This window comes from Pontibacter oryzae, assembly GCF_003576375.1.
Lineage (GTDB): Bacteria > Bacteroidota > Bacteroidia > Cytophagales > Hymenobacteraceae > Pontibacter > Pontibacter oryzae.
The window spans coordinates 401500-422587 of record NZ_QWGE01000001.1 but is presented as its reverse complement, the minus strand read 5'-3'; the positions used below and the strand labels follow the sequence as shown (position 1 = coordinate 422587).

Annotated in this window: 19 protein-coding genes; 5 read left to right on the top strand and 14 right to left on the bottom strand. The window is 47.2% G+C overall.

The window, feature by feature from the left end:
* Positions 1 to 88 precede the first annotated feature (88 nt).
* The gene (locus tag D1627_RS01790; RefSeq protein ID WP_119430497.1) at positions 89 to 943 is read left to right on the top strand and encodes a universal stress protein; all 855 of its coding nucleotides are present in this window, start codon (positions 89 to 91) and stop codon (positions 941 to 943) included.
* A 45-nt stretch (positions 944 to 988) separates the two neighbouring features.
* Here the strand turns inward: D1627_RS01790 and D1627_RS01785 are convergent, their stop codons facing one another.
* From D1627_RS01785 to D1627_RS01750, 8 genes are all read right to left on the bottom strand, one after another.
* Positions 989 to 1357 (bottom strand): hypothetical protein, encoded by a 369-nt coding sequence (locus D1627_RS01785; protein WP_147383167.1) that lies wholly within the window; start codon positions 1355 to 1357, stop codon positions 989 to 991.
* A gap of 104 nt (positions 1358 to 1461) precedes the next feature.
* On the bottom strand, positions 1462 to 2301 hold the full coding sequence (locus D1627_RS01780) for a thermonuclease family protein (RefSeq protein WP_119430495.1): 840 nt from the start codon (positions 2299 to 2301) through the stop codon (positions 1462 to 1464).
* Positions 2302 to 2505: 204 nt separating this feature from the next.
* The gene (locus D1627_RS01775) at positions 2506 to 3144 is read right to left on the bottom strand and encodes a hypothetical protein (protein ID WP_119430494.1); all 639 of its coding nucleotides are present in this window, start codon (positions 3142 to 3144) and stop codon (positions 2506 to 2508) included.
* Positions 3145 to 3286: 142 nt separating this feature from the next.
* Positions 3287 to 6940, bottom strand: a complete 3654-nt coding sequence (locus D1627_RS01770) for an AAA family ATPase (RefSeq protein WP_119430493.1) — start codon at positions 6938 to 6940, stop codon at positions 3287 to 3289.
* Between the two features lie 122 nt (positions 6941 to 7062).
* A complete protein-coding gene (locus D1627_RS01765) occupies positions 7063 to 8292 on the bottom strand; it encodes an exonuclease SbcCD subunit D C-terminal domain-containing protein (protein ID WP_119430492.1) in 1230 nt (409 codons plus the stop codon).
* Positions 8293 to 8507: 215 nt separating this feature from the next.
* A complete protein-coding gene (locus D1627_RS01760; protein WP_119430491.1) occupies positions 8508 to 8909 on the bottom strand; it encodes a rhodanese-like domain-containing protein in 402 nt (133 codons plus the stop codon).
* 95 nt (positions 8910 to 9004) lie between these two features.
* On the bottom strand, positions 9005 to 9310 hold the full coding sequence (locus tag D1627_RS01755; RefSeq protein ID WP_119430490.1) for an ArsR/SmtB family transcription factor: 306 nt from the start codon (positions 9308 to 9310) through the stop codon (positions 9005 to 9007).
* A gap of 228 nt (positions 9311 to 9538) precedes the next feature.
* Positions 9539 to 11047, bottom strand: coding sequence for a catalase (locus D1627_RS01750; protein ID WP_119430489.1), 1509 nt, complete (start codon positions 11045 to 11047; stop codon positions 9539 to 9541).
* Between the two features lie 360 nt (positions 11048 to 11407).
* On the opposite strand from D1627_RS01750, the gene D1627_RS01745 reads away from it, so the two are divergent.
* Entirely contained in the window at positions 11408 to 12691 is a 1284-nt protein-coding gene (locus D1627_RS01745; RefSeq protein ID WP_147383165.1) for a T9SS type A sorting domain-containing protein, read from the top strand.
* A 68-nt stretch (positions 12692 to 12759) separates the two neighbouring features.
* Here the strand turns inward: D1627_RS01745 and D1627_RS01740 are convergent, their stop codons facing one another.
* From D1627_RS01740 to D1627_RS01725, 4 genes are all read right to left on the bottom strand, one after another.
* Positions 12760 to 13086 (bottom strand): HesB/IscA family protein, encoded by a 327-nt coding sequence (locus tag D1627_RS01740; protein ID WP_101443507.1) that lies wholly within the window; start codon positions 13084 to 13086, stop codon positions 12760 to 12762.
* A 10-nt stretch (positions 13087 to 13096) separates the two neighbouring features.
* Positions 13097 to 13504 (bottom strand): hypothetical protein, encoded by a 408-nt coding sequence (locus D1627_RS01735; RefSeq protein WP_119430487.1) that lies wholly within the window; start codon positions 13502 to 13504, stop codon positions 13097 to 13099.
* A gap of 14 nt (positions 13505 to 13518) precedes the next feature.
* Positions 13519 to 13932 (bottom strand): Fe-S cluster assembly scaffold IscU, encoded by a 414-nt coding sequence (iscU, locus tag D1627_RS01730; RefSeq protein WP_119430486.1) that lies wholly within the window; start codon positions 13930 to 13932, stop codon positions 13519 to 13521.
* A gap of 111 nt (positions 13933 to 14043) precedes the next feature.
* Positions 14044 to 15258 (bottom strand): IscS subfamily cysteine desulfurase, encoded by a 1215-nt coding sequence (locus D1627_RS01725; RefSeq protein WP_119430485.1) that lies wholly within the window; start codon positions 15256 to 15258, stop codon positions 14044 to 14046.
* Positions 15259 to 15373: 115 nt separating this feature from the next.
* Here D1627_RS01725 and mce point away from each other — a divergent pair, with 115 nt between their 5' ends.
* From mce to D1627_RS01710, 3 genes are all read left to right on the top strand, one after another.
* Positions 15374 to 15775, top strand: a complete 402-nt coding sequence (gene mce / locus D1627_RS01720; protein WP_119430484.1) for a methylmalonyl-CoA epimerase — start codon at positions 15374 to 15376, stop codon at positions 15773 to 15775.
* Between the two features lie 86 nt (positions 15776 to 15861).
* The gene (locus tag D1627_RS01715) at positions 15862 to 16434 is read left to right on the top strand and encodes an L-threonylcarbamoyladenylate synthase (protein WP_119430483.1); all 573 of its coding nucleotides are present in this window, start codon (positions 15862 to 15864) and stop codon (positions 16432 to 16434) included.
* A 163-nt stretch (positions 16435 to 16597) separates the two neighbouring features.
* The gene (locus D1627_RS01710) at positions 16598 to 18025 is read left to right on the top strand and encodes a CCA tRNA nucleotidyltransferase (protein ID WP_119430482.1); all 1428 of its coding nucleotides are present in this window, start codon (positions 16598 to 16600) and stop codon (positions 18023 to 18025) included.
* Positions 18026 to 18214: 189 nt separating this feature from the next.
* Here D1627_RS01710 and D1627_RS01705 read toward each other — a convergent pair whose 3' ends face one another.
* Together D1627_RS01705 and D1627_RS01700 are read right to left on the bottom strand one after the other, a co-directional pair.
* Positions 18215 to 20740 carry a PspC domain-containing protein gene (locus D1627_RS01705; RefSeq protein ID WP_119430481.1) on the bottom strand — a complete coding sequence of 842 codons (2526 nt, stop codon included), beginning with the start codon at positions 20738 to 20740 and terminating at the stop codon, positions 18215 to 18217.
* Entirely contained in the window at positions 20737 to 21081 is a 345-nt protein-coding gene (locus D1627_RS01700) for a PadR family transcriptional regulator (protein ID WP_119430480.1), read from the bottom strand. The genes D1627_RS01705 and D1627_RS01700 overlap by 4 nt, the downstream gene beginning before the upstream one ends.
* Between the last annotated feature and the right edge of the window lie 7 nt (positions 21082 to 21088).

Below are 21088 nucleotides of genomic sequence, written 5' to 3'. Positions count from 1 at the left end.
AAATAAAGTTCTATCTCTTGGCTAGACGCGCGTATACATAGAAAAATGGGGATATAATAATACAAACTACAACAAATCAAATACAAACATGAAAAAGATACTATGTCCCACAGACTTTTCCGCTACCTCGGGAAAGGCTGTGGAGTATGCTGTGTACATGGCGCAGCATGCCGGGGCACACCTGACTCTTATCCATGTAGTACACCTGCCTATTGTCGATACATCGGAAACGGCTTTAGTGGCAAGCGAACTGCTGGGGGAGCAGATGCGTAGTGCCGCAGAAAAGCTAAAATCGATGGTGATGCTCTTAGAGCAAAAGCACGGCGCTAACAGAGATGGGGGATTTACGTGTGATTACCTCCTAAAGGAAGCTTTGCTTACCGATATTACCGACCACCTAACTGCACAGGAAGGGTATGATATGGTTGTGATGGGTACTACTGGCTGCGATAACACTGTAGAAGAATTGCTGATAGGGAGCAATACGGAAGCTGTTATTGAAGAAGTGAAATGCCCTGTGCTTTCGGTGCCCAAAACTGCACCTGATCCAAAGATGGAACATATTATCTATGCTTCAGATTACAGCCCAGAGGATAGAAATGCTTTAAAGGAAGTAGTCGAACTCGGAAGTTATTTCAGTGCTAAAATTGATGTAGTGCACGTAGTTAAAGATGGCCGCGAGCCTGATGGCGAAGATGCAGAGCATTTCTGGAATGAGTTGCGTGAGCTATTTCCAAATGTGCCGCTTTCGGTGCAGGAGGTTTTGAGCAAGCACCGTGACGAAGGCCTGAAGCAGTTTTACAGGGAAGCTGGTGGAAATATACTTGCCATCGTGCGCAAAGAGAAGGGTTTTCTGAGAAGTCTCTTTTCACAGAGCCTGGCCGAGCGAATGACCTACCAAGCAGAAGTTCCGCTGCTGGTTTTGCATGGGTACAAAGATTAAAGGCTAGGACAATAAAGGCTCTGCATTTGCAGAGCCTTTATTGTCCTAGCCTTTAATGGTTCTAACAGTTTCTTCGTCAAATATATGGTCTAGCTCTTTGCTGCATTCCTGGCAGTTATACCGGCCATAGTCTTCTATGGCTTTTGGTAGCAATAAATTTCTAAAAGAGCCTTTGCCCTTGCACTGGATGAGTATTGGGCAATCGTGCTTAAGGTGGAAAACATCCGCAGACCCATCTTCGCAGATCCAAACGCGTTTTTCTAGTAGCTTCTCCGGCACAACATAAAACGCTGGTGCAGGTCGTGGCTCGCTCGTACTGGTTGCAATCTCAGGCGCAGGAGATTTAGCTGTAGCAGTAGCATCATCAGCTGTTTCTTGCTGCTGGCACGAGAAAAATGCCAAACATAGAATCATAGAGGCAAGTTTTCCGAATCTGCTTACTGCATGCGTTGTAAGGGTAAGTTTCATAAAAGTAGGGTCTGGTAGCTGATATTTACTTTTTAAACAGTCATTAAATATTATTTGCTGCAGGTCTTATCGGCACGGCGGCCATACTCACGGATTGCAGATGCCTCAGTTGTTTTAATTACCTCTTCTTTGCAACGCTTTAACACATAGCAGTCCGAATCAAGGTGGTAAACGCTTGAGCCGGAGCTATTGCACAAATATACGGTGCGTTTGGTAGCGCCAGCAGGTATGGGAGCATTGGCAGTACTTGATGTAGCCGTGCTGTTGCCGCTGCGCTTTTCCTTACGGTAATCCCAGGGGGCAATGGGGTTTGCGTCCTGCCACAAGCCACGTTTAAAGCGGCGGGCGTCGGTCTCGGCATTAGCTAAGTTAACATCTTTAGAGTAAGCTTTATAGTGCCAGGCATAGCCATTCTTTACCAGTTCCTCGTTCAGGCTGCGCCCATTAGGGAGTATGATTGTGCCAACGGTGCGGCCATATCTGTCTGTGTTATGGATAATAAGGCGGACCTGCTTGCCAAACGCAAGGTCTGAGGTAAACTGTTTCGCTCTTTGGCCATATGCTTGTGCTTTCTCGGGCGTATCCACTCCATAAAGGCGTACAGTCAGCTTTTCCCCGTTTCTGAGCAGCTCAACGGTATCACCATCTTTCACGCCAATTACTTTATCGCCGGTAGTGGTTGCCGGCTGGTCTGTGCTACGGGTTAACTCTTCTGTGCTGTTGGGCAATACTTCTCCCGGGTCTTCTGCAGTTTCAAGGGGGGCTTCCGGCTCTGATTTATCGAGGATGGCCTCCTGGCGTTCGCGAAACTGCTGCTGCGCATCCTTATGGTCGCTTTGGCAGGAGAGTAGCCCAAGAGCCAGAAGTGGCAAGTATAGGTATTTTCTCATTGGAAGTGTCTGGTGTTACAAATAAGCTATACACAAAGGTATCGCTATACTTAGCCAACAGCAACAAAGTATAAAAAAGTCCACTAAATACCTTAGCAGGGAGCAGGGCTTAGTACATATCTTACTCAGAACATGTGTACCTCGAAAATTAAAAGGCTGGCGCAAATAAGTTTGTGCCAGCCTTTTAAATCTAAAATAACAGTCTTATTCTTTCACTTTAATAGAGATAGGGTTATAGCCGCTGTTGGAGAGGCCAAACATGCCATACACAGTTTCGCCGGGCATAATTTTGCGATTAGCCAAGTTATAGTCTTTCAGGTCTTGAAGCATTTTCTGGTTGGCTGAACTGGCTACAATCATGTTTACGCCTGCCAGTGCTGGGCCTAAAATTAGACCGATAGGAAATGAATTCCGCTCAGTTTCCATGTTGTTGACAGTTGTGGTGCTTGTAAGAGTTACCGGAAATAACAGCAGGTACAGCAAGTGAGATGGAGTGCTCTGTTTAATTAGGCTATGCACTACTTCAGGGGCAACAGGCATTACTTGCTGCTGGCCTACATAGTATTGAATATCTTGCGAGGCATCGAGAATGCGGCCACTGTTGTTTATAATTTTAACTGCCACTACTTGTATCAGCTTTTTCTTCTCGCGCTTAGCATATTTTTTATTGCCGGTGCTGCCATACACATCATACTTGTAGTTAAAGGCAATGCCATCGGTTTCAGTTTGAGCATTGTAGTAAAAAGCTTCTGGTTTTACAGCTTTGTAACCAGAGGCACAGCTAGAGCACAGCAGTACAATTGCCAGCAGAAAGCTGGCTAAGCGAGTAGAGTTTGTTTTCATTTGATTGAATATGTAGGTTAATTATAGAAGCACAATTTATGAAACGAAAAATGTAATATGCAAATATTTTAAGCTTACAATACATCTTTTTTTAGTTGAGCCTGATATAGTTTCCTGCAACTTAATGCTCTGAGCCTCATATCTATAATCCCACAACCTCTACTTTGCTAACTCCTCCGGGTTGGCGTTGTACTTTTATCTGTGTATGGATCCGCTCTTTAAGGGCTTCCACGTGCGATATGATACCGATCATTTTACCGCTTGCCTGTAAATTTTCCAAGGTAGAGATGGCAGCATCCAACGTTTCAGCATCCAGTGTGCCAAAGCCTTCATCTATAAACAGGGAATTAATCTGGGTACGCCGCCCGGCAAGGTCGGAGAGGCCCAGGGCGAGGGCAAGGCTCACCAGAAAGCTCTCGCCACCCGATAAAGTATTCATAGGGCGAATGGCTTCGGCCTGATAAGTATCTACTATAAGCAGTTCCAGGTCTTCGGCAGAGGATTTTAAGATGCGGTAGCGGTCGTTAAGCTTTTGCAGGTGGCGGTTTGCCAGCTCCACCAGCCTTGCCAGCGTAAGACCCTGTGCAAACCTGCTGAATTTGGTGCCTTCCGCCGAACCAATAAGGTCTGATAACTGTGCCCAGCGATGGTATACCTGCTGCTGCGTTTGAAGCTGCAAGGCAAGCTCTTTATTCTTGTCGCGCTGTTTAGCATCCTGCTCTAGCAACTGCTCTAACCGTGCACGTTGGGCGATAAGTTCGCGCTGCTTTTCTGCGTTGTGGCGCTGCTGCTGCTCCAGTGTGTCTATTGTATCAACGGTTAGGAGCTTTGCTTCCTGCTGTGCCAGCTCTTCTTTCACATCGCTACAGGATTTGCGTAGCTCTGTCAGGTGTTTTTCTGCCTGGGCTTTCAGGTTGGCAAGCCGGTCTGCCTCATCGCGCTCCAGCAGCATCTGTGTAAGCGCCTCAATTGTTTCTATACCTTTTTGACGGAGAACAACCATCAGCCCCTGGCGCAGCTCTTCTAACACTGAAGTATGCTGCTGATGTTTGTGTTGGCATTCGCTGTGCCGGCTACGCGCCTCCTGTAGCTCCTGTTGCTTTTGTTTTTGTTTGGCACGTGCCGCTTCGGCCTGCTCGGCGCAGACTCTAAGTGCTTTTGCGGCACTTTGCCGCTCCTGTTCCGGGTCTTTATCACCGAAAAGCTGTTGGCGTTCTTCTTTTAGCTGTGTTAATTGCTCGTGCTCTTCTTTCAGGGCAGCTTTTCGCTCCTGATGTTCTTTTTCCAGCTCCTGCACACGGTTATTCATACTTCTAACCACTTCCTTCAGCTCAATGTATTTCTCGCGCATATCCTGAAGGGCAATCTGTTTTTGAGAAAACTGCACCGATAGCTGTTCTAAAGATTGGATGAGCTGCTCGCGCTGGTCCGGTTTATACATTTGCCCATATGCGGCAGCAAACGACTGAGCGGTTTCGGTGTGCACTTGCTGTTGTTCCCGGGCATCGGTAAGTAAAACCTGCAGTTTTTGTAACTGATTATTCAGCAATCTACCTGACTGCTCCAGTTGGTTAAACTTTGCCTGTGCCTGCACCTGCGCCTCGCGGTTATATTGTTGCTGCTGTTTCATACTTTCCAGTTCGCGGCTTAATGTGCGTGCCTGGGCCAACTGCTGTTGCAGGGCATTAGCGGTGTTGCGGTGCTGTTGCAGGTAGGCGGTTACTTCTTCAGCCTGGTTAATGTGTAAGGATTGTGGCAACCCAGCGGTAAGTTGGCCGAATAACTGGCTTAGGCGATTAATTTCGCTTTCAGTTTCTGACTTGGTAGTATGTGCCAAAGTTTGCTGCTGCTTTAAGCTGCTGATCTGTAGCTGGAGCTGGTTTATACTTTTCTCCAATGCTTTGACAAGCTCCTGCTGCTGGTCCCGCTTTTTAACTTCTTCAGGCAGGTCAAAGGTATAGCCGTGTTCAGCAAAAGGATGCTCCTCGGACCCGCAAAGGGGGCAGGGTTCTCCCTGGTGCAATGTATGGCGCGCCTCTTCGTATTGCTGGATCTGCTGCTGCAGAGCAACAAGTTTCTGCAGAGCCTCCAGGTGCTCTTGGGCTAGGGTGTGTTTTGCGGCAATTTCCTGTAATTGCAGTTGCCACTGCTGCTCCTGGTTTTGGTGCAGAGCCAATTGCTTCGTTATGTTTTGGAGCTTCTGCTGCTGGGTGGTGTGCTGTTGGGCAAGTTCCTGCATACGTTCGTAGCGGGCCACCAGCGCGGGCTGCTGTTGCGCAGCTGCTTCTAAGTCCTGAAGCTCTTTGCCTTCAAGCAATTTTTGCAAATTTGCCAGCTTCTCGGTATGAGATGCCTGAAGCTGCACTTGCCTTTGGTTGAGTTGGGCCTGTTCCTGCTGCAGGGAAAGAAGTTGCTGTGCATCCTGTTCCTTTTGTTGCAGGTGCTCCTTCTCTTCCTGCTGGGTGCGTTCTATAAGCTTTTCCGCTTCCTGCAAATCACGTAGGGTGGCGCGTAGGTCTGGCAAGTTTTCTTTTAAATCCTGAAGCTTGGTGTGTTGCTCTAGCCAGGATTTTATACTTGTAGCTTCGTTGGTGAGTGCCTCCAGTTGGGTTTGCCTTGCCTGCAGCTCTTGCTTTTGTAGCTCCAGCGCTTCTTCAAAAGAGAGATAGGCCGTTTTATTTTTACTGTACGCCTCCCTAATAGTATAAAGCTGGTGATCAAGCTTATTTACCTTTGCCAACAGCGGCTCCAGCTTTTGCATTGCCTCCTGCTGCTGCTGCTGCCGCTTGGTAGTTTCTGAGGCTATACTTCCGGCAGCTTCCAGTTCGGTTTCCAGTGTAGGCACGCGTTTTTGGAGCAACTGCAGTTCTTCTTTAACCTCCGATACCTTACTGTTTGCGTTGCGTATTTCGGCAAGCTCACCTACAAATTGGTGCGCCTGCTCGTGTTGCTGCAATTTCTGGAACTGCGGCTGCATACTTGCCAGCTTTTGCTCCTGCAACTGCAGTGCTTTCTGGTGATGGGTTTGCCGTGCCTTCAGCTGTGCCACGGCCTGCAGCCAATGCAATTTTTCCTGCAGCGCTTTTATGGCGTTTTCCTGTTGCGTTTCCTGGTCTCGGAGGTCGGCTATACTTTGCTGATAAGCGCTGCGCTGTTCTTCAGGCAGCAACTGCGTATCCTGCAGGCGGCGCTCGAGGTCTTCGCGTTTCTGGCGCTCTTCTTTGGCTTTCTGAAAAGCGTACTGTGATATTTGGGAGTAAATGCCTGTGTCGGTAATTTTCTCCAGCAAACTGCTCCGTTCGTTCGGGTTAGCTTTCAGGAAACGTGCAAAATCCCCCTGTGATAGCATCACGGAACGGAGAAACTGGTTATAATCAAGCCCGCACAGTTCGGCCACTTTTCCCGGCACTTCGCTGGGCTTTAAGTCGAAAAGCGTATCCCCGCTAAAATCAAACAGCTCCATGTGTACCGGCTGAATGTTGCCGTCGGCTTTGCCACGGCTGCGGCGCAAATGCCACTTAGAGCGATACTTTTTGCCATTAGCCTCAAACGTTACCTCTGAGTAACTTTCTGCCGTGTGCCGGGTCATCAGCTCCAAAGGTTTATCCGTGCTGTGGCGATGCACCAAACCATACAGTCCCACCGTTATGGCATCCAGAATGGTTGTTTTGCCTGCCCCAGTTGGCCCCGTAATGGCAAAAAGCCCTGCCTCGGCCAAGGGGCTCTGGTCGAATCGTATTTCATGCTCACCCTTTAATGAGTTCAGGTTTTGGAAGCGGACAGAGAGGATTTTCATGGGTAGAACTTTTTTACGTTCGGGTTTGGCAGATTTATCTTTCGCAACGCGATGTTATACTTCTGTAGGAGCACGAAGCCAGCGTATCACATTGCCTGGCAGGCAAAAGTAGCCGTGCAGGTTTAGCTTTCGACTTCTTGGCGCATCAGCTCAAGAAGCTCTGAAAAAGTGGAAACTAGCTCGCTATGATCGGAATCTGGAAAGGCGCTTTGGCAGCGTTTTAGGAAAACATCCTTCTCGGTAAGGATGTGTAAGTCAGACTCCTCATGTACCTGCTGCTCCAGCGTTTGGGCCATTTTCTGGTAAATCGGAGGCCTATGAATCAGCACTTGAAGCTCCTGCTGACGATGCTGGAGCACCTCTTCCAGGCGCTGATTCAGGTCGGGTAGGGGGGCGTCAAGTTCCAGCTGAACTTCGGCCCAGGCTGGCAAAGTATAGGCACCATTGTCGTAGGCAGCGAGGTGCGCCAGCACTTTTTCTAGGGAGCCCCTAAACCGCACGAGTTTTCGGCAGCACGGTATTTCCACTTCCCGTAGGTCAGCAAGCCTGCCATCCTTGAAATCAAGTATAAAAATGACCTTGGTATCAGAGACTTCACTGAAACTTAAAGGAATAGGAGAACCGGAGTAGCGGATATGGTGCGTTTTGTTAACTTGCTGTGGCCGGTGCAGGTGGCCCAACGCCACATAGTCAAAGGCTTTCGGAAACTGATCGGCTCCAATCTGGCCCAAATTGCCTACGTGTATTTCTTTTTCGCTTTCTGAAGCAGAGCCCCCGGCAGCAAATAGATGCCCCATGGCAACTACCGGAATATTCTGGCTTTTGTAGGAGAGCACGTGTGGCACAAAGGCATCATAATGCGCAGCTATACCTTGCTTAATGCGCTGTTCGCGTTCCTCAAAAGACTCTCCGGGCATGGAGAGCCGAATATCCTTATCCCTCAGAAAAGGTACGGCACAAACTACCAAACGCAACTCACCTTTATCGCAATGCAGCTCAATCAGTTCATCCAACGGATTGGCCGAGGCCCCGCCAATAACACGGATGTTGAAATACTCAAGCAGCTCTTTTGGCGCGTTCAGCGTGGAGATGGAATCGTGGTTGCCGCCGGTTATAATAATGTGCCGGCAACAGGTGCCGCATACCTGGCGCAGAAAGTTGTAGTAAAGTTTTAATGCGGTGTTGGAGGGTGAGCCATTGTCAAACACATCGCCAGACATAAGCAATACCTCTACCTGCTCTTGCTCTATAGTTTTCAGCAGCCAGTTCAGGAAATGCTCGTGTTCTTCGGTTCGTTCCAGGTTTACGAGCCGCTGGCCTAGGTGCCAGTCTGAGGTGTGTAATACGCGCATACTTCTACTTCTCCAATTCCGATTAAAGATACATCAATGTATAGCGATGTTGCAAGAAATATAGGATTATTTCCTTTTTAAAGTATAAATCCATACTTACCATAGTTTGTGGAGAACGTGAATGGCCTTAAAGTATACTTTGGTATTAGGTTAAAAAAAGCTCCGGCCTTTTGGGCAGCGGAGCTATGCATAAAGCTGTTTAGGCAGTTAGTTTACTAGTTTGCCTCGGTGGTTGTTGGCAAACCAGCTTGTTTCAGGTCAGGGTATGCACCAAGATTATAGATGTGCTTAAAGCCTGCCTCTTTTAACAAGGCTGCTGCCTTACTGCTACGGTTACCAGAGGCGCAGTATAGGTAGTACACTTTGTCCTTGTCCCAGTTTTCCAACTCTCTGGCAAAGTCACCGTTACGGAAGTCGCTATTAGAGGCACCGTCCAGATGGCCGGAAGCATACTCTTCGGGTGTGCGCACGTCAATAACAACAGTTTTACGGCCCATTTGCTGGGATTTAAAGGCTGTTGGCGTCATGTTTTTTACTTCTACGGGGCCTTGTGGCTGCGTGGCGGTGCAACTAAAAAGCAGTAGTGCCACTATCATACTTAAAGCAATGTTTTTCATGTTTGTGTATGCTAAAACGCGGTTGATGAATCCAGAGAAGTTACTAAAGTATAAATCTTATCCTTCAATGCAAATGAGAAGGCTGAGCTCTGCCACTAAAATAACTTACAGCCGTTGATACAGCCGATAATATCAGTAATTGTGGCGTCTTTTAAAAAGTAGAAGACGTTTTTCCCTTGGCGGTGGGTGTTCACTATACCTTTATCGCGCATGTTGGTAAGGTGGTGAGAAAGAAGTGACTGCTCTATCTGCAGAACTTCCTGAAGCTGGCTAACCGTCAGCCGATCGCGTTGCTCCAAAAGGTCAATAATGCTGATCCGAATGGGGTGAGCCACGCTTTTAAGCACATACGCTGCCCGTTCTAGTTTCTTCTGCTCGAACCTTACTTTTAAACCGCTCATGCTATAGTGTGTTAATATTAGCTCCCTTACATATATGAACATGTATTCATGTAACATAAATTAATACAATTCATTAGAACTAAAAGTTCCGGTTTTATGGCTCTAATATTGCACCAACGCAGCTACGTTTAAACTTCTAAGCCCAAAACGGCACTTTTATGTAGTGCAGAAACAAAAAAAGCAGTACCATAATCGGTACTGCTTTTCAGTGATTATAGATGGTTGGTTTTAATTACCATGCATCATAGAACCTGCGTGCTGGGTTACATCAATCCCCAGGCCCTGCGCCACGCCAAGCCCTAAACTGATATCGGCCCGGAAGAAGTGGCAAAGTTGGCGGTTAATTATCAGTTCGCGCTTTTCGCCGCTAATACCTTTCATGGCGCCTACAATGTTACTGATTGTGTGCTGCCTTGCTTCCGCCGACATTAACCTGAACAAGTTGCCTGGTTGGGTATAATGGTCGTTTTCGCCTTCTGCATTGCGGTCAAACCAATCGGCAACAACATGCTGGCCCAGATCTTCGGCTGGCTGCTTGTACTTTTCATCGGTATACACGCCATCGAAACTGTTCGGGAAGTAATTTGGTTGGCTACCACCGTTACCATCCACGCGCATCTGTCCGTCGCGCTGATAGTTTGATACCATGTATGGGCAACGATTCACTGGAATGTGCTCGTAATTAGCGCCTAAACGGTAGCGTTGGGCATCTGGGTAAGCAAGCAAACGGCCTTGAAGCATCTTGTCCGGTGAGTAGCTAATACCATCTACAATATGCGCTGGTGCAAACGCAGCCTGTTCCACGTGTGCAAAGAAGTTGTCAGGGTTCTCGTTCAACTCAATCACACCTACATCAATTAGCGGGTAATCTTTCTGCGACCATACTTTTGTGAGGTCAAATGGGTTCCATTTATAGGTAGCAGCCTCAGCTTCTGGCATAATTTGCACCTTCATGGCCCAACGCGGGAAATCACCGTTCTCGATCGACTCCACTAGATCACGTTGCGCATGGTCCGGGTCGATGCCTTTCATTTGCGTGGCTTCAGCGTCCGTAAAGTTCTTAATGCCTTGCATTGTCTTGAAATGGAACTTTACGAAGAACCGCTCATTCTCAGCATTGATAAACGAAAACGTGTGGCTGCCAAAGCCGTGCATGTGGCGGTAGGAAACCGGTGTGCCGCGGTCGCTCATTAGAATCATGACCTGGTGAAGGCTTTCCGGGTTTAGGCTCCAGAAATCCCACATCATGGTTGCGCTCTTGCAGTTAGTGTATGGGTCGCGCTTTTGAGTATGGATAAAATCTGGGAATTTCTTTGGGTCCTTGATGAAGAAGACTGGCGTATTGTTCCCTACCAGGTCCCAGTTGCCATCCTCTGTATAGAATTTCAGGGCAAAACCTCGTGGGTCGCGCTCTGCATCGGCGCTTCCCTTTTCGCCACCTACTGTAGAGAAGCGCAGGAAAATACGCGTTTGCTTACCAAGCTCACTAAATAGGTTGGCCTTTGTATACTTTGTGATATCATTGGTAACAGTAAATGTGCCGTAAGCCCCAGAACCTTTGGCATGTACGACACGCTCCGGAATACGCTCCCGGTTAAAGTGCGCCAGCTTTTCGTGCAGGAAAAAATCCTGCAGCAACAGTGGTCCACGCGGCCCAGCCGATTGTGAGTTTTCGTACTCATAAACAGGTTTCCCCGAAGCTGTAGTTAGGCGTGTGCTTTTTTCATTATCGTTCATATAAAAAGAATTGAAGTATCTTATTGATGCCTCAAATTTATTGCCTTATCAATTATTGATCAAATCAATTAAGATTATATCATTATAGCTATTGTTTATAAATTTTGAATTAAATTCTAATTGCTTGATAAATAGTATTTAGTGTTTAAATAATCAGTCCAAAACAGTTAAAGCCATAGTGTATATCAAGCTATAAATTATTTATCTCTAGAACTGCCAAATAAGCTATCTGTATAAATACTGATTTTTGAGAATAGTATACGAAAAGGGCAAACGCATTGAACTATAGGAAAATTAGTAAGGTTTCGGCTTCGAACCTGTAACGATCATTTTATACTTTCAGCAAATTCCTTAAACTCGATGAGAACAACGTTTACGTTTGTCTGGGGCTTCCTTGCTTTGGTCTGTAGTCTATTGCTGGCAAACAATGGCTTTGCCCAAGTAAGTATGGGTTTGCAACATAATCAATATGGCCAAAATTTTGACGGAATGCCTGCAACAGGAGCGGGAGTTTGGGCAAGCGGAGCTTATTACTTCCCGGGCTGGGCCGTCTACAGAACAAAGCCTACTGATGCACTCACTGCAAACCCCGGTACGGCGAATACGGGAGGCCTGTATAGCTATGGAGCCATCAACTCTACAGATAGAGCACTAGGTTCGCTGAGTTCCTCTACTGCCGGGGAGTTTGCTTACACTTTGCTTCTGCAGAACAATACGGGTAGCACCATAAAATCTGTGGAGCTTAACTATATGGGCGAGCAATGGCGTATATCTAACAGCACGGCGGGGCAGCATGTTATCTCATTTTGGTATGCGATTACTAGCAGTAAGGATACTTTTGTGCCCTCACCCAATTCGGATAAAGGCTGGACTGAGGTTCCAGAATTGAAATTTTACGGTCCAAAGTTTCATCAATCTGGCGGAGCACTTAATGGGAACGCCGCTGATAACCGCCGCATGTTGGAGCATATTCTATCTGTGGATATACCTGCTGGCCACTACCTGATGCTGCGCTGGAAAGACGCAGACGAGGTAGAAGCCGACCATGGGTTAGCTATTGATGACGTATCTGTGAAATGGAATATAGAGGCAGTTGCCGCTCCTACACCTTTACCTGTAGAGTTGGTAAGCTTCAAAGCAAGAAATAGCGATGATGCTGTAGAACTGCAGTGGGTAACAGCCAGCGAGGATAAAAACAGCCACTTTGAGATAGAACGCAGCTCTGACGGGCGCAACTTTAACGGAATAGGCTCAGTGCAAGGGCAAGGCTCTACCCAATGGCAAACAAAGTATACTTTTACTGATACTAACCCTCAGCCAGGCACTTCCTTTTACCGCCTAAAGCAGGTTGATGATGATGAAAAGTATACTTACTCCAGCATTGTATCGGTAAGCCGTGCTTTAAATCATGTTATTAAGGTATACCCAACCATCACTTCTGATGAGATCAATGTCTCTGCTAACTTACCGTTTAGTAATGCGCTGATTGTTGATATGCGGGGCAGGCATGTCATGCAATTTGCAATTTCAGGTCAAGCCTTGCCGGGCGTTTTTGATGTGCGCAGTTTGCCCTCTGGTATGTATGTACTACAATTGCTGGATTTGAATGGAAAGCGGCATGCTTATCGATTTGAGAAACTATAGCGCTCCTTTAAATAAAGCGAGGCTCTGCTGAAAAGCAGAGCCTCGCTTTATACTTATTGTGTTTGCGTCTAAACAGAGAAACTGTCGCCGCAGCCGCAGGTACGGGAGGCATTTGGGTTGTTAAAGAAAAAGCCCTTGCCGTTTAGGCCATCCGAGAAGTCCAACTCAGTGCCTGCCAGGTATAAGAAGCTCTTCATATCAACCACTACTTTTACGCCTTTATCTTCGAACTCCTGGTCCATTGGTTTTACCTCGTCGTCAAAATCGAGGTTATAGGAAAGGCCCGAGCAGCCACCACCCGCAACAGAGGCGCGCAAACGAAACGTGTCGTCGAGCTGCGCATCCTGCTTCAGCTTTAAAACTTTCTCTTTTGCTTTATCTGATACTGTGATCATAATTCAAAATTTAGGAGACAGGATTAAGCACCACACTAAACACTGTAATGGTATTTATGTCTCGGCCAAAGTATAATTTATCAAGCGCCTCATACATATTACGTGCCCTGAAGTATGACGTGTTCAGTTCCTTTTCGTCCCTGGACATCCACTGAACAGTATAAGAACTCTCCATGTCGCGGTAACTGGTAACATATTCCAGCATTTTCCGGAGTACATCCAGCCTGTCGTAACCTACCTCTGAGTGAAACAGGAAAGATTGCTGGTGCCGCGGGTTTACCGTGATCAGGTCAAGGCGCAATTTGTTATCAAGTTGCCTGAATTCAAAAAGCAGACTGCTACCGCTTATACCTAAGTGGTTCTCAATCTGCTTTTGAATACGCACACTTTCTACGTGCACATCTGTAGTTGACTCCATAGAGTCTGGGTTTCTTAGTGGTGAGACTTAGGCATCTCCAACTCTGGGAGGCCGTTTTTCACGCGGTAGTCGTTGATGGCTGTTTTAATAGCATCCTCGGCCAACACAGAGCAGTGGATTTTAACTGGCGGAAGCGCAAGCTCCTCAACGATGGCCATATTATCGATAGCCAAAGCCTGATCTACTGTTTTTCCTTTAAGCCACTCTGTAGCCAATGATGATGAAGCAATAGCAGATCCGCAACCAAACGTCTTGAACTTTGCGTCTGTAATTACTTGGTTCTCATCTACTTCAATTTGAAGGCGCATAACGTCGCCACATTCAGGAGCACCAACAAGGCCGGTACCCACGTTGTTTTTAGATTTATCTAAAGTACCAACGTTTCTAGGGTTGGTATAATGATCGATTACTTTATCAGAATAAGCCATAGCTTTTAGTTAATTAGAAATTAAAAATTAGGAATTAAAAATTATACTAGAAATTAAGAACCAGAATGAAGATCATTTCTAATCCCTAATTTCTAATTTTTAATTTATCTCTTAGTGTTCTGCCCACTCAATAGAGTTCAGGTCGATACCTTCTTTAAACATTTCCCATAGCGGAGACAGTTCACGAAGCTTGCTAACCGCTTGCTTCACATGACCAATCGCGAAATCGATTTCCTCATCTGTCGTAAACCGGCTCAAGCCAAAACGTAGGGAAGAGTGCGCCAGGTCATCGCTTAGGCCTAAGGCTTTAAGCACATAAGACGGCTCCAGAGATGCAGAAGTACAAGCAGAACCAGAAGACACAGCCAGGTCTTTCACGCCCATCATAAGGCCTTCGCCTTCTACATACTTAAATGAGATGTTAGACACGTGTGGCAAGCGGTGCTCTGTGGAACCGTTTACATAAGACTCCTCGATGGTAGTTAGTTCACGTTCCAGTCTGTCGCGCATGGCAGCGATACGCTTGGTGTCGGCTTCCATATCCTGCTTGGCAATTTCGGCTGCTTTACCAAGGCCAACAATGCCTGGTACATTCAGGGTACCGGAACGCATGCCGCGCTCGTGGCCACCACCGTCAATTTGAGCTGTTACCTTAACGCGTGGGTTTTTGCGGCGTACGTATAATGCGCCAACACCCTTAGGGCCGTACATTTTGTGGCCAGAGAAAGCCATCAGGTCAATGCCGTCCGCCTCTACATCAACCGGGATTTTGCCCACAGCCTGCGTAGCATCGGTAAAGAACAGGATACCGTGCTTTTTGGCGATAGCAGAAATCTCACGGATTGGCTGGATCACCCCGATTTCGTTATTGGCATACATCACGGAGATAAGTATGGTTTTATCTGTGATGGCTGCTTCCAGTTCGTTCAGGTCTATAAGACCTTTCTCATCTACTTTAAGATACGTAACGTTACCGCCAGCTTTTTCAACGTGTTTGCAGGTATCCAGAACCGCTTTGTGCTCTGTGGTAAGTGTGATAATATGGTTACCTTTAGAGGCATACATCTCGAAAACACCTTTAATCGCCAGGTTGTCTGACTCTGTAGCACCTGATGTGAAGATGATTTCCTTTGGAGAACAGTTGATAAGTGCTGCAATTTGCTCGCGGGCATAATCAACAGCCTCTTCGGCTTGCCATCCAAAAGCGTGGTTACGAGATGAAGCATTACCGTACACGTTGGTAAGGTAAGGCATCATGGTTTCCAGCACGCGAGGGTCAAGTGGCGTTGTGGCGTTGTTATCCAAATATATAGGTAATGATAGCATATAACTTTGGTTTCGTAATTTGTCCTGTTCAATAAACAGTTTGAAGAAATTATTAGTTTTGAATCCGGCGCAAAAATAGCAAAAAAACCTTACTTAGACTAATTACAATTTTGAAATGAAAAACGTAGAACATATTGGGATTGCTGTTAAGAACTTCAGCGAAGCGAATGCCTTATACACGACGCTTTTAGGCGTAGAACCTTATAAAACAGAGCATATAGCCTCTGAAGCCGTAAATACATCTTTTTTTAAAATAGGAGGTACAAAGATAGAACTGCTAGAAGGTCTTACACCCGATAGCGCCATCAGCAAGTATATCGAGAAGCGGGGTGAAGGCATACACCATATCGCTTTTGAGGTGGAGGACATCTACGCAGAAATGGAGCGCCTGAAAAGAGAAGGCTTTACGTTGTTAAACGAACAGCCGAAGAAAGGCGCCGATAACAAACTGGTGTGCTTCGTGCACCCAAAGAGCGCCCACGGCGTGCTGATAGAGCTAACCCAGGAGATAAAATAGATAGTTGTTTGTTAATTGCTGATTACTTTAAGTTTTAAACCCAAAGCAACCAACAATTAACAACTAACAATTTAGCAATTAAAACTATGAGCCAACTTGTTAAGGAAATACAGGCCGCTGAGGAAGAAGTGCTGCTAGGTAACGTTATTCTTTACCCCACCGATACGGTGTGGGGTTTAGGTTGCGATGCCGAGAATTATGAGGCTGTGCGAAAGATATTCAAGATAAAGGAGCGCGAAGAATCAAAATCTATGATTCTGTTAGTTGCCGACATTGATATGCTAAAGCACTATGTCCGCAATCTACCGAAAGGCTTTGAAGAAATGCTGCAGCAGCAGCAAAGACCAACTACTTACGTTTTCACCTCTCCGCAAAACCTGCCCAAAGAAGTGCTGGCCAACGACGGGACAGTGGCAATACGCATCGTTAAAGACGAGTTTTGCCACAGGCTTATCAGGCAAGTCAGTCGTGCAATTGTGTCTACCTCAGCAAATATAAGCGGGGAGCCAGCACCAAAATCATTCAAAGATATTAGCGAAGAAATAAAAAAACGCGTGGATTTTGTAGTTGGCTGGCGCCAGGACGATGACATGGCGGCCAGGCCGTCGCGTATCGTTAAAATAGAGGCAGACGGCACGCAGCAGGTTATCCGGGATTAGTTGCGAGTAGCATGCTTCATAAACAAGCTTATGCTATACAGCCTTAGAGCGTTAACCAGGTTGGCAGTTAAAGTATAAGCTATTTTCGTTATTGCGCTGGTTATCCTTATTTTTGCACCTCAGGCCGCACTACTTGTTGCCTGAGGTTTTTTATTTTTAGATGATGGATAAAGTACAGTTACCCGAACACCCCATTTTTAATGTTGTAGCCGAAGCGGCCGCTGAACTGGGCGTAGATGCCTATGTAATCGGAGGTTTTGTGCGAGACCTGGTCCTTAAAAGGCCATCCAAAGACATTGATGTGGTATGTGTGGGCGACGGTATTGCCCTGGCCACACAGGTAGCCATGAAGCTGCCAAATCGGCCTAAAGTATCCATTTTCAAAAATTTCGGGACGGCCATGCTGCGCGCCGGAGAGTGGGAGGTTGAGTTTGTAGGTGCTCGAAAAGAGTCTTACCGCGAGCACTCCCGTAAACCAGAGGTAGAGCAGGGCTCGCTAAACGATGACCTGCACCGCCGCGATTTTACAATCAACGCATTGGGCATTAGCTTAAACACCCAAAACTATGGCGAACTGATCGATGCGTTCGAAGGCGTGAAGGACATGCGCCGGCAGCTTATCCGGACGCCGTTGGAGCCTGGCATTACCTTTTCAGACGACCCGCTGCGCATGATGCGCGCTATCCGCTTTGCCAGCCAGCTTGGCTTCGATATAGACCCGGACACGTTTGACGCCATCATCGACAACAAGGAGCGCATCAAGATCGTGTCGCAGGAGCGCATAACCGATGAGCTGAACAAGATCATACTTTCGCCGGTGCCAAGCTATGGCTTTAAACTGCTTTTCGTATCGGGGCTGCTGCATCTTATCTTTCCGAAGATGGTGGAGCTGCAGGGTGTGGAAACCATTAACGGAAACTCTCACAAGGACAATTTTTACCATACTTTGCAGGTGCTCGATAATGTAGCGGAGGTGAGCGATGACCTTTGGCTGCGCTGGGCTGCCATCATGCACGACATTGCCAAGCCTGATACAAAGCGCTATTCGCCCAAAGTCGGATGGACGTTTCATGGCCACGAAGACCGCGGAGCCCGCATGGTACCAAAGCTATTCAGGGATTTGAAACTGCCGCTAAACGAGCACATGAAATTTGTGCAAAAACTGGTAAGGCTGCACCTGCGGCCTATCGCGTTGGTGAAAGAATCGGTAACGGACTCGGCTATAAGAAGGCTATTGTTTGAAACCGGCGATGATATTGATGCCCTGATGAAGCTATGCCGCGCCGATATCACCTCAAAAAATGATACCAAGGTAAAACGCTACCTGCACAATTTTGATAAGGTGGAAAAGCGCCTAGTTGAGGTGGAGGAAAGCGACAAGCTGCGCAATTTCCAGCCTGTAATAACCGGTGAGATAATTATGGAGACCTTCGGGCTGAAACCATCTAAAACAGTGGGCGAGCTGAAGGAAATACTTACCGAAGCTATACTTGAGGGAAAGGTTAAAAATGAGTTTGACGAAGCTTATGCTTTTCTCCTGGAAAAAGGAAAAGAGCTGGGACTTCACCAAATACACTCATCAAACAACTAAAAAAGTACTTTGGTAAACAACAGGCAATCTGTTGTTCAGTTTGTACTTTTGATATTTTGTACTTCTGTATCTCTGAATGTATACTTAGCCGCTATAGGCTGTAGTTTTATTTTGTACTAAGTGGCGGTTGGTACAAATGCCCGGCTGAATCTATACTTGTTCAGCCGGACACTTTTTATACTTGCAGGCTTAGCGGCGCTTTACGCTGCTAGGGCCTGAACTGTCAATGGTTGTGTTTTTAGGATTCCCGCGATATACAATCCTGCTTGTGCCTGATGCATCTGCCCGCAAGGTGCCGGTTGCATACACTTCGGCCACGCCGGCACCAGTGACATCCACGTCCACGTATTCTGCTTCCAGGTTGTCAGCATCTATGCCACAGGCACCGGTTGCATCCAGCTCAAAGCGCTGTGCTTTGCCTGTAAATTTGCTGATTGTTGCGCCCGAGGCATCTACTTTCAGGCTGTTCACGTTCAGGTTTGCCGTTGTCTGAATTGCGCCGGAAAACGCCATACGTAGGTTATCCGTGTTTAGGTTTGAGATGTTTGCCTTGATGGCGCCGCTCAGGTCAATGTCGCTGATTTCGGGTGCTGTGATCTGAATAAGAACTGGTTCACGGTCATCAAACAAGTTAAAAGACTTGTCCTGCGTTTTTATCACAAGTTCATCACCATCTTGCTCCACATCGATGCGGCGCATTTCATCACGCTCGGCACGTATAACCACGCTGTAGTTATCGCCCTGGCGGAGCTGTACATGGTATGGTCCGCTAATAGAGACACGCCTGAAATCACGTGCATCCACTGTGCGCGAGTTGGAGCTATACTCATCGTCGTTTAGCAATACGCTTCCGCGCATATCAATTGAGCTCATGTCATCGTCGATGTCCATATCAAACTCCTGACGGTCGTTGGAAAAATCATTGTCATCGTCAACATCCAGGGTGTCGCTGGCGCATGTTAGGCAAACTAATCTGTCTCCGCTTACCTGCCAGGTGTTGCGCACAATCTTGTCGCGGCTGTAGTCGCCCTCCAGCGCAGAGCTCGGGAGCATGTACGTGAAGTCTCTTGTAAGCCTTAGCGCTTTGTTTTTAGGCAGTTTAACCACAAGGCTCAGTTCCTGGTCACGGAAAACAGCATCGTCCTTAAACTCGTAGCTATCATCAAAGCGCAGGGTGGAGTCGTTTAGCACGGCGCGGTAGGTAATCATGCGGGCGTTTTGCTTGGCTTCTTCTTCGGTTCTGCCTTTCGCCTCGGCGCGTTGCATTATCTCAACATCCTGGCCGTTACTTTCCTGTATTTCAATGTAGATATTATCGTAGTCAAGATCTGTGTCGTAGGCATCCAGCGTTAGGGTGTTTATATTGCTAACAGGTATGGTTCTGGAGGTAATCACCTCGCCGCTGCGCCGGAAGTTGTTACTGTATATAACGATGGTTGCAATCATGGTAAAAAGTGCCACCAGCCATACACCGAACATCGACCAGCCAACAATGGCCCGCATAAAAGTGCGTTTTAGCAGCAAACTTATACCCAGCACGAACAACAGCAGCGATGGAATAAGCCCTACAAAGAAACCTGCCACCAATCCGAGCCTGGGAAAGCCCCCGAGAAGCACGGAGGCTGGAAAATCACCAAATCTCATGTACTGTGCCTCATCTACAATACCCAGCGATACAAAGAGCGTGGAGAAAAGCGCAATGGTAAGGCCAACGGAAATAACCAGCAGGATAACACCCGCAGCAACACGTATTAAAGTTACGAGAAAGGCAAGCACAGGCCCTAATGCCTTTCCAAGCCAGCTAATTACCTGAGCTATTAAGCGGATCGGCAAAAGTATGATTTTAGCCAAAGGGCTTTCCTCACCGTTACTGTCGCGCATGTTTAGGTTGTCCTTCAACGTACGCTCAATGCCTGCCAGCGTCACAGGGTCGCCTTGCATCTGCATGCGCTCTGTTAGCGTCACGGCTTCGGGCATGGCAATCCAGAGCACAATGTAAGCAAGTATACCAAAGCCTCCTAAAAAGATAGAAACCAGGAAAAGCAAGCGGATAACAGCCACGTCCACACCAAAGTATTTGGCAATACCGCTGGCCACACCGGCAAGTTTTTTGTCTTCGGGATCACGGAAGAGCTTACGTACCTTATTTTCTGGCAGCAACGCGCTTTGCGGCATGGCAATCCAAAGTATAACGTAGATGATCACGCCTGTTGCAGCAGAAACGCCAGCTGAAACCACGCCCAACAACACGAGCAGCACAAAGAATAGCCTGATCCAGAGCGGGTCAACGCTCAAGTAATTGGCTATACCTGAAGATACGCCAGCTATTGCTTTGTTGTTGATGTCGCGATAAAGCTTTTTAGGGCCTGTTTCCGCGTGTTCGAATGGCTCGCTGGCGGTGTGGCCGGTGTTCGCATTGGTTCGGCTGTACGTTTCTTCTTCTACCGGTTCCTCCACTTCAAAGTCGGTTACATCGCCCATGCGTGTAATCAGGTAGGCTACATCGTCCTGGGTAATGACCTGTTTTGCCGGAGAAATTCTGCCAGAGAAAATCTCAGCAATACGAGCCTCAATGTCGGCTACAATTTCTTCGTGGCCCTCATAGTTAGAAAAGTACGTTCTGATAGAGGCGAGGTAACGGCTAAGTTGCTCATACCCATCTTCCTCGATCTGGAAGATGATGCCTTGCAAGTTTATACTTATGTTCTTTTTCATGATTGCTGAGCTTTCTTATTTCGGATAATATATTCTGTGGAGTCAACCAGATCGGACCAGGTTTTTCGGAGCTGTTCCAGAAACTCCTGGCCTGTAGGCGTGAGTCGGTAATATTTTCGTGGCGGACCTGAGGTAGATTCTACCCAGTTGTATTCCAGAAGCGCTGCATTCTTCAGGCGGGTGAGCAGGGGGTAGAGCGTACCCTCCACAACGATCATCTTGGCCGCTGTAAGCTCCTCCAGCATATCGGACGCATAAACTTCACCACGAGAGATAATCTCCAGGATGCAGAATTCCAGAATTCCCTTCCGCATCTGCACTTGTGTGTTTTCTACTTTCATGATGATC